Here is a 9,190-nt window from a genome sequence, read left to right on the forward strand (position 1 = left end):
CGGGGTGAGGCCCGGTGCGATCCGCACCTCCGCCTGCCGAGGAGTAGAAGATGCCCGTCCTGTCCCGTGTGCTCGGTGTCGCCACCGCCGGTTTCGGCGTCCTGGAGTTCGTCAAGACCGACCTGTACGGGAACGCCGCAGGACTCGGGAAGCCCTCGGTCGCGCTGCGCACGCTGCACCACTCCCTCGGCGCGCGGGACGTCGCGATCGGGCTGGCGATGACCGTCGCCCCCGCGGGCCCGCAGCTGCAGGCCGCCACGGTGATGCGGATCGTCTCCGACCTCACCGACGCCGTCTCCTTCGGGCTCAACGCCCCGACGGGGGAGAAGAAGGCCAAGTCGCTGGCCGTGGCCCTCGGCTACGCCGCGCTCTGCGCGGTCTCCCTCAAGGGCGCGGGCAAGTGACCGCCGCGGCGATGGACCGGCCCACCGCGGCCGTCGTCGGCTCCGGTGTCTCCGGGTTGACCGCGGCGCACCTGCTGCAGCGCACCCACGACGTGACGCTGTTCGAGACCGACGACCGGCTCGGCGGGCACGCCCACACCCACGACGTCGCGACCCCCGACGACCGGGTCGTGCCCATCGACACCGGCTTCATCGTGCACAACGAGCGCACCTACCCGAACCTGCTCAAGCTCTTCGCCGAGCTCGGCGTGGCCACCCAGCCCACCGAGATGAGCATGTCCATCGTCTGCGAGGGCTGCGGGCTCGAGTACGCCGGCGCCCGCGGCATGAAGGGCGTCTTCGCGCAGAAGAAGCAGCTGGCCAACCCGGCCTACCTGCGGATGCTCGTCGAGGTGAAGAAGTTCCACCGCCAGGCCCACCGGCTGCTCGACCTGGCCGGCGCCGACCACGAGCGCGGCGCGGGCGGGACGAGCGAGTTCGACGGCCTGACCCTGGGCGCGTTCCTGGCCCTCGGCGGGTACTCCGACTACTTCGTCCGGCACTTCATGGTCCCGGTCGTGAGCTGCGTCTGGTCCTCGGGCACCGGGCTCTCGCTGCAGTACCCGGCCGTCTACCTGTTCCGGTTCCTGGCCAACCACGGGATGCTCTCGGTGACCGGGTCGCCCCAGTGGCGCACCGTCACCGGCGGCTCCCGCGCCTACGTGGAGAAGGCCGCCAAGGGCCTGACCGCGGTGCGCACCGGCAGCGGCGTCACCTCGCTGACCCGGCACGTGGACGGCGTCGAGCTCGTCGACGCCGACGGTGAGCGGCACGCCGCCGACGTCGTCGTCGTCGCCACGCACCCCGACCAGGCCCTCGCCCTGCTCGGCGACCCGACCGACGACGAGCGCGCCGTCCTCGGGGCCTTCTCCTACTCGCGCAACGAGACGCTGCTGCACACCGACCCGACGATCCTGCCGCGGGCGGCCGAGGCCAAGGCGTCGTGGAACTACCGGATGAACGCCTGCGGGCAGGACTCCGACACCGTCCAGGTGACCTACTGGATGAACAAGCTGCACGCCATCTACGAGCCGCTGGACTACCTGGTCACCCTCAACGCCCCCGAGAAGGTCGACCCGAGCACGGTGCTGCGCCGGATGGTCTACGACCACCCCGAGTACACCCCGGCCTCGGTCGCCGCCCAGCGCCGGCTGCCCGCGCTGAACACCGGGCGCACGGCGTTCGCCGGGGCGTACCACGGCTGGGGCTTCCACGAGGACGGCTGCGCGTCGGGCGTGCGGGCCGCGGAGTCCCTCGGCAGCGGCTGGTGACCGCCGTCAGGCCCGCGCTCGTCGACTGGGCGTCGACGACGGTGCCCGCGCTCTACGACGTCCGGGTCGGGCACACGCGCTCGTGGCCGCTGCGCAACCGCTTCGAGTACGGCGGCTACCTGTGGCTGGTGGACCTCGACGACCTGCCCCGGCTCCCCCGCGGGCTGCGCTGGGCGGCCCGGTTCGAGGCCGCCGACCACCTCGGCGACCCGGCGGCGTCGCTGAAGGACAACGTGGTGCGCTTCGCCACCCTGCACGGTGTGGACGACGTCGCCCGCGTGGTGATGATGGCCAACGCGCGCAACGGGCCGCACGTGTTCAACCCGCTGTCCACGCACTGGTGCTACCGGGCCGACGGGTCGCTGGCATGCATCGTCGCCGAGGTGCACAACACCTACGGGGAACGGCACGCCTACCTGCTCGACCCCGACGACGCCGGTCGCGCGCAAGCGGAGAAGGACTTCTACGTCTCCCCGTTCAACACCGTCGACGGCCGCTACCTCATGCGGTTCTCCGGTCCCGGTGAGCAGCTGCACGTGACCATGGCGCTCCAGGTCGAGGGCCGCACGCCCTTCGTGGCCACGCTGACCGGACGCGCCCGGTCGGCGACGACGGGCGTCGTGATCCGTACTCTCCTGCGCTGGCCGCTCATGAGCCTGTGGGTGGCCGTGCTGATCCGCTGGCAGGGGATCCGGCTGTGGGCCCGACGGCTCCCGGTCGTGCCCCGCCCCCCACACGATCCGGTAGCGGGTGTCGTTGCGAACACCCACGACCCACTGACCAGCCCGAACGGGGACAGACCATGACCACGGTGCACCACAACGTCAGCCGGACCGAGGACGCACGGTTCCCCGTGCCCCGCCCGGACGAGGCGCACTGGCCCGGTCTGGCCACCCCGCCGCACGACGCACTGCGCGCCCGGATCGCCGAGGGCCTGTTCCGCAACGCCGTGCGCACCCTGCCGGTGCGGGTGGTCTTCCCCGACGGCACCGTGCTCGGGGCCGGCGACCGGCACGCCCCGGTGATGCGGATGGTCCGCCCGGCCAACGTGTTCCACCGGCTCGGTGCCGACGCCAAGATCGGCTTCGGCGAGGCCTACATGACCGGCGACTGGACGACGGGGCCCGACACCGACCTCGCCGACCTGCTGGCCCCCTTCGCCGCGCGGATGTCCTCCCTGGTGCACCCCGCGTTCCAGCGGCTGCGGCACCTGGTCGAGCGCACCCAGCCGATGGGCGAGGAGAACACCAAGGAGAACAGCCGGCACAACATCAGCCGGCACTACGACCTCTCCAACGAGCTCTTCGAGGCCTTCCTCGACGAGACGATGACCTACAGCTCGGCCTGGTTCGAGCCCGGTGACGACCTGGCGACCGCGCAGCTCCGCAAGATCGACGGCGTGCTCGACATGGCCCGGGTCAGCGAGGGCATGCACGTGCTGGAGATCGGCTCCGGCTGGGGCGCGCTGGCGATCCGGGCCGCCGCCGACCGCGGTGCCCGGGTGACCACGCTGACCCTGTCCTCCGAGCAGCAGGCGCTGGCCCGGGCCCGCGCGGAGGAGGCCGGCGTCGCCCACCTGGTCGACGTCAAGCTCCAGGACTACCGGGACGCGACCGGCCAGTACGACGCCGTCGTCTCGGTGGAGATGATCGAGGCGGTCGGGGAGAAGTTCTGGGCCACCTACTTCTCCGCGCTGGACACCCTGCTCGTGCCCGGCGGACGGGTCGGCCTGCAGTCGATCACCATGCCGCACGACCGGATGATGGCCACCCGCCGCAGCTACACCTGGATCCACAAGTACGTCTTCCCCGGCGGGATCATCCCCTCGGTCCGCTCCATCGAGGACAACCTGACCGCGCACACGTCGCTGTCGATCGTCGAGCGCCGCGACCTGGGCCCGCACTACGGCCACACCCTGCACCTGTGGCGCGACCGGTTCATCGCCGAGTGGCCGCAGCTGTCGGGCTCCTTCGACGGCACCTTCCGCCGGATGTGGGAGTTCTACCTCGCCTACTGCGAGGCCGGCTTCCGCAGCGGCTACCTCGGCGTCAGCCAGCTGGGCCTGGCGCGGGACCCCTTCCACCGCTGACCCGCTCGATCGTGGCGTGCTGGGTGCGCAGTCCAGCTCTGGACTGCGTAGGGGGCACGCCATGATCAGCGGCGGGCGTGGAACGCGGTGGCGATCTCCGCGCGGCAGACCTCCGGTTCGGCGTGGGCTCGCCGGTAGCTGATCCGCAGCACCGCCCAGCCCCTCGCCAGGGAGGCCGCATCGCGTCGGAGGTCCTGCTCGCGGCGGTCGGGTGCGCGGTGGAACTGCGCTCCGTCGAGCTCGACCGCCAACCGCACCTCGGGCCATGCGCCGTCGTGGTGGATCTCGCCGATCCGGGTCACGAGCGGGTGCTGGAGGGTGACCGGAGGCAGGCCCGGGACGTCGAGCAGGTGGCGCAGACCCCAGATCTCGAACTCGCTCTGGCAGCCTGCCTCGACCAGGTCGAGCAGGCGCACCAGCGCGGCTCGACCGGGGAGCTTCGGGTGTCCGCGCAGCTCGCGCCAGATCTCGCGGACCGCGGCCATCCGCCGGCGGACGGCCCCGATGACGGCACTCCGGGCCACCTCGACGTCACGGGAGGTCCCGGTCTGCGCGTGCGCGTGCCCCCAGCAGTCGACGAGCGACCGTGCCAGGGAGAGGACCGGGAAGTCGTCCCGCGTCGGTCCGTGGGGCAGGTCGATGCGGTGCACCCGCAGCCAGTCCGGGACGGTGGGCACGTTCCGTGACCGCCGGACGGCGACGCGCACCAACGGTCCGGGGGTCGCGACGACGTCCCAGGCGGCCAGGGCGCTCCGGCCCGCGAGGTGGCCCCCGCTCCACAGCACGGCGGCCCCGGCCCTGCTGCGCCAGCGCCCGGCTACCTCGGGCAGTGCGACGACGCCGGGCAGCGGCCGGACCAGCCGGCCCGAGGCCAGCCATCGGGTGACGCTGCTGGGATGGGTCCGGGCCGCCAGGTCCTGCCACCGGCAGACCCCGTCGTCACCGAGCAAGGCGGTCAGGTCCGTCGTCACAGCTCGACCATGGAGGTGACGGGACCCGGTGACCCCGCCCGGAGGCGATCTGTGGACGAGCCCTCGCCCTGTGGACACCGGCCCTTCCCATCAGGGCGTGGGTGGTACGCAGTCGCCGTCCGGACCGCGTACTGGGCACGCCCTGATGGCCCCGGTCAGGCGACCCTCGGGCCGTGGACCTCCATCTCGTAGTACGTCTGGACGTCGGGGGCGCGCATCGTGCCGTCGCAGGCGCCGGTCATCCAGCGCTCGAGGGTGGCGCTCATGTGCTGCACCGTGTCGTTGTGGGCGCAGATATCGAAGGCGACCACCCCGCGGTCGGCGACGACCCGGTCGATGATCGGCTGCAGCGTGGTGCGGAAGACCAGGCTGCGGCGGGCGCTGGGGTGGGTCAGCGTGAACCCCAGGTAGTAGATGGCGTCGCGGGCGGCGTGCGCGGGGTGCCGGGCGGCGAAATATGCCGGCTCGATCCACGGGACGGCGGTCAGGTCACCGGTGAACGTGGTCAACCCCAGGGCGCTGCCGTCGGCGTCGAAGGCCACGTACTTGTCGATCCGCTCGTCGGCCATCTCCTCGGCGAACTCGGCCGGGCTGAGCACGTGCCGGGCCGCCGCCAGCGTGCGCAGCGGCTCGAACGCCTCCCGGTAGAGCTCGTAGAAGCCCGTGACGAGCTCCACCGGGACGGTCTGCATCCGCTCGACCCGCAGGGCTGTGCTGACGGGGGGCTGCTGCTGGCTCATGGTCACGGAACGTAAGGGCGTCAGGCCCTCCGGAGTGCACGTGGCCACGAAAGAGTGAACGACGGACGGCGACGACCACCCAGCGTGGTGACGGGCCTCAGTCGCGGGTCAGGACGACCTTGCCGACGACGGAGCCGGCCTCGATCAGCCGGTGCGCCTCGCGGAGGGTGTCCTCGGTGATCCCCTGCAGGCGGGTGGTGGCCGTCGTCCGCAGCCGGCCGGCGTCCACCAGGCGGGAGACCTCGACGAGGAGGTCGTGCTGGTAGGCGTCCTCGGGCAGGTGCAGCGGGCGGGCGAACATGAACTCCCAGTGCCAGGTCTGCGCCTTGGACTTCAGCGGCATGAGGTCCAGGCCCACCGGGTCGTCGATCGCCACGACCGCCCCGTGCACCCGGAGCAGCTCGGCGTAGGCCTCGACGTTGCCCTCGGAGAACGCGCTGAAGACGTGGTCGACGCCGTCGGGGGCGACCTCGCGGACGGCGGCGACCAGGTCGTGGTGGTCGACGACGTGGTGGGCACCCATCGAGGTCGCCCACTCCACGGACTCCGGCCGAGCGCCGGTGGCGACCACGGTCAGCTGCGTCCGGGCCCGGGCGAGCTGGGCGATCATGGAACCCACGCCGCCGGCCCCGCCGACGACCAGGATCGTGCCGGTGCTGTCGGCCGCGAGGCCGAGCCGGTCGAACAAGGTCTCCCAGGCGGTGATCGTGGTCAGCGGCAGCGCGGCGGCCTCCGCGTGGTCCAGCGACCGGGGCTTGGGACCGACGACCCGCTCGTCGACCAGGTGGAGCTCGGCGTTGGTGCCCGGCCGGGCGATCGAGCCGGCGTAGTAGACCTCGTCGCCGACCGCGAACCGGGTCACGGCCCCGCCCACCGCGGTGACCACGCCGGAAGCGTCGAAGCCGAGCACCTTCGGGCCCTCGGCGGCGTCGAAGGAGGCACGCACCTTCCCGTCCACCGGGTTCACCGAGACAGCACGGACGTCGACCAGCAGGTCGTGCGCACCCAGCGGGGCCAGGTCCAGCTGCACGGTGGCGAAGGAGTCGGGTGCGTCCACGGCCCCGGGTCGGAGGGCGGCGATGGCGGTGGTGGTCGTCGGCGTCGTCACGTGGGTGGCCAACGACACCGGGCGCGCAGGGCTTCCCGGCCCTACCGTCGCGCCGTGCGCGGACGTGGTGCGGTGTGGCTGGTCGTGTGGGTCTTCACCGTCGTCATGCTCGGGGGCACGGTGCCCGCCCCGCTCTACCCGTTCTACGTGCAGTCGCTGGACCTCTCCGAGCTGCAGGTCACGGTCGTCTTCGCCGCCTACGCGGTGGGCACGCTGACCGCACTGCTGCTGGGCGGCGGGCTGTCGGACCGGGTCGGACGACGGCCGGTGCTGGCCCTGGCGGTGTCGGTCGCCGTCCTCAGCACGGTGGTGTTCCTGCTCGCCCCCACCCTGCCCGGCCTGCTGCTGGCCCGGGTGCTGTCGGGGTTGTCGGTGGGTCTGACGACCGGGACGGCGACGGCGGCGATCGCCGAGCTGCACCCCGACCGGCGGACGGCGACCACCCTGGCCACGGTCGCCAACATGGGCGGCCTGGGCCTGGGCCCGGTGGTGTCCGGGCTGGTCGCCCAGCACCTGCCCGACCCGACTGTGGGCCCCTACCTCGTGTTCCTGGTCCTGCTGCTGCCGGTGCTCGCGCTCGGGCTGGTGCCCGAGACCCGGCCGCGGACCGGGTCGCTGCGCAGCGCCGTCCGGCCGCAGCGGCTCGCCGTGCCCCGCGCGACCCGGGCCCGGTTCGCGGCCGCGGCGGTCGGCGGGTTCGCCGCGTTCTCCGTGCTGGGGCTGTTCACCGCGCTGACGTCGTCCTTCCTCGGGCAGGAACTCGGCGACCCCGGTCCGCAGCTGGTCGGGTTGTCCATCTCGGTCATGTTCGCCGCCGCCGTGGCGTGCCAGCTGCTCGTGCAGCGGTGGGACCTGGACCGGGCGGCGCTCGTCGGGGCCGTGCTGCTGCCCACCGGGACGGCCCTGGTGGTGGCCGCCCTCGGGGTCGGGTCGCTGCCGCTGTTCCTGCTCGCCGCGGTGGTCGGCGGCTCCGGCGTGGGGTTCTCGTTCCAGTCGGCGGTGGCCCGGGTCGGCGGACTCGCCTCGGCCGAGGAGCGGGCCGCGGTGACGTCGAGCTTCTTCGTCGTCGCCTACCTGGGGATCACCGTGCCGGTGGTCGGGGTCGGGGAGATCGCCACCCGGACGTCGCTGACGGTGGCCGCCGCCGCGCTGGCCGTCCTCGTGCTGGTGCTCTCCGCGCTGGCGGCGCTGCTCACCCGCCGACACCCGACGCCGGCCTGACCCGAACGGGGGGCTCACGGATCGTCACCGTCCGTTCCCGCATCTCCATCCCATCGGGCGACGCGCTTCACCGGGCCGCGGACGGCATCGTCTCGTTCTACTAGGTGTAGTCGTCCGATGACCGTGAGTGGAGGTGTGCCCGATGTCCGAGTCCCGACGTGGGGTCCGCCTCTCCCGGTTCGCCGGNTCGTCTCGTTCTACTAGGTGTAGTCGTCCGATGACCGTGAGTGGAGGTGTGCCCGATGTCCGAGTCCCGACGTGGGGTCCGCCTCTCCCGGTTCGCCGGGCGCGCGCTGACCGTGGCCGGCCTGGGTGCCGGCTTGTGGCTGGCCGGTCAGGCGACCGCGTCGGCGCAGGCCGAGCAGCCCTCGCTGCTGTCGAGCGTGACCGCCCCGGTCGCCGACGTGGTGACGGCGGTGACCACCCCGGTCGCCCCGGTCGTCTCCCAGGTCGCCGCGCCCGTGGCTGCTCCCGTCGCCCAGGTCGCTGCCCCGGCGGCCCAGGCCGTGGCGCCCGTCGTGGCCCCGGTCGTGCAGGTCGCTGCACCCGTGGTGGCTCCGGTCGTCCAGGTCACGGCACCCGTCGTGCAGGCCGTCGCGCCGGTGCTGGCCCCGGTCACGCAGGCCGTCGCTCCCGCGGTGGACCCGCTGGTGGAGAGCCTGGCGCCGGTCACGGAGGCCCTGTCGCCCGTCACCGAGGCCCTCTCGCCCGTGACCGACACGATCACTCCCGTCGTCGACGCCGTCGCCCCGGTGACCGAGCCGCTGGCGCCGTTCGCGGTGTCGCTGGCCCCCGTGCTGGGCTCCGTCCTGGACGACCTCCAGCCGACCGCAGCGCCGTCCGCGGGGACCGTCCCGGGCGCTCCCGAGGCGGCTGCAGGCAGTGTCGGCGTCCCGACGATCGGGACCTCCACTGCGCCGGCGACCGCGGTCGTCGACGTCGCTGCCACCCCCGCCGCACCGTCCTCCTCCCCGGCTGCCCCGGTCTCCCCGGCGGCTCCGATGAGTGCCTCCACCGGTTCCGTCGGTGGCCCCACCCAGCACGACCAGACCGCCGCGGACCTCTCCGCCGCCGTGCTGGCCGCCGACGCCGNCGGCTCCGATGAGTGCCTCCACCGGTTCCGTCGGTGGCCCCACCCAGCACGACCAGACCGCCGCGGACCTCTCCGCCGCCGTGCTGGCCGCCGACGCCGCGGGCCTCACCGCGACCGCCGACACCGCCCGCGACGCAGCAGGCAACACCGCGTACGACCCCTCCTTCTCCCCCGACTGACCCGGGCGCCCTCAGCCTCTGCGCGCTGAGCACGGCGACACCCGACCCCCACGAGCGGGCCGGCACCCATCAGTC

At 73.2% G+C, this 9,190-nt stretch carries 8 protein-coding genes; 5 read left to right on the forward strand and 3 right to left on the reverse strand.

Annotated features, from left to right (window positions below):
• Positions 1-50: 50 nt before the first annotated feature.
• The 4 genes from ASG36_RS08755 to ASG36_RS08770 are packed head-to-tail and all read left to right on the forward strand — an operon-like array spanning position 51 to position 3,803.
• Complete coding sequence (locus ASG36_RS08755) at positions 51-404, forward strand: hypothetical protein (protein ID WP_055762005.1); 354 nt, start codon at positions 51-53, stop codon at positions 402-404.
• A complete protein-coding gene (locus ASG36_RS08760; RefSeq protein WP_235494735.1) occupies positions 401-1,714 on the forward strand; it encodes an NAD(P)/FAD-dependent oxidoreductase in 1,314 nt (437 codons plus the stop codon). The genes ASG36_RS08755 and ASG36_RS08760 overlap by 4 nt, the downstream gene beginning before the upstream one ends.
• Positions 1,711-2,520: a DUF1365 domain-containing protein gene (locus ASG36_RS08765; RefSeq protein ID WP_200944369.1), complete on the forward strand. Its 810-nt coding sequence runs from the start codon at positions 1,711-1,713 to the stop codon at positions 2,518-2,520. Before ASG36_RS08760 ends, ASG36_RS08765 begins: the two co-directional genes overlap by 4 nt.
• A complete protein-coding gene (locus ASG36_RS08770) occupies positions 2,517-3,803 on the forward strand; it encodes a cyclopropane-fatty-acyl-phospholipid synthase family protein (protein ID WP_055762008.1) in 1,287 nt (428 codons plus the stop codon). Before ASG36_RS08765 ends, ASG36_RS08770 begins: the two co-directional genes overlap by 4 nt.
• 65 nt (positions 3,804-3,868) lie before the next feature.
• Here ASG36_RS08770 and ASG36_RS08775 read toward each other — a convergent pair whose 3' ends face one another.
• From ASG36_RS08775 to ASG36_RS08785, 3 genes are all read right to left on the reverse strand, one after another.
• On the reverse strand, positions 3,869-4,774 hold the full coding sequence (locus ASG36_RS08775) for an endonuclease domain-containing protein (protein ID WP_055762012.1): 906 nt from the start codon (positions 4,772-4,774) through the stop codon (positions 3,869-3,871).
• A 155-nt stretch (positions 4,775-4,929) separates the two neighbouring features.
• Positions 4,930-5,514 (reverse strand): hypothetical protein, encoded by a 585-nt coding sequence (locus ASG36_RS08780; protein ID WP_157498669.1) that lies wholly within the window; start codon positions 5,512-5,514, stop codon positions 4,930-4,932.
• Between the two features lie 97 nt (positions 5,515-5,611).
• Positions 5,612-6,622: a zinc-binding alcohol dehydrogenase family protein gene (locus ASG36_RS08785; RefSeq protein ID WP_055762811.1), complete on the reverse strand. Its 1,011-nt coding sequence runs from the start codon at positions 6,620-6,622 to the stop codon at positions 5,612-5,614.
• Positions 6,623-6,676: 54 nt separating this feature from the next.
• Here ASG36_RS08785 and ASG36_RS08790 point away from each other — a divergent pair, with 54 nt between their 5' ends.
• Complete coding sequence (locus ASG36_RS08790) at positions 6,677-7,843, forward strand: MFS transporter (protein WP_157498671.1); 1,167 nt, start codon at positions 6,677-6,679, stop codon at positions 7,841-7,843.
• Positions 7,844-9,190 lie beyond the last annotated feature (1,347 nt).

Source organism: Geodermatophilus sp. Leaf369, from assembly GCF_001424455.1.
In the GTDB taxonomy this organism is placed as follows: Bacteria; Actinomycetota; Actinomycetes; order Mycobacteriales; family Geodermatophilaceae; genus Klenkia.

Coding starts and splice junctions, on each gene's coding strand:
- ASG36_RS08770 (WP_055762008.1), top strand. CDS start 2,517: ATGACCACGGTGCACCACAACGTCAGCCGGACCGAGGACGCACGGTTC.
- ASG36_RS08780 (WP_157498669.1), bottom strand. CDS start 5,514: ATGAGCCAGCAGCAGCCCCCCGTCAGCACAGCCCTGCGGGTCGAGCGG.
- ASG36_RS08755 (WP_055762005.1), top strand. CDS start 51: ATGCCCGTCCTGTCCCGTGTGCTCGGTGTCGCCACCGCCGGTTTCGGC.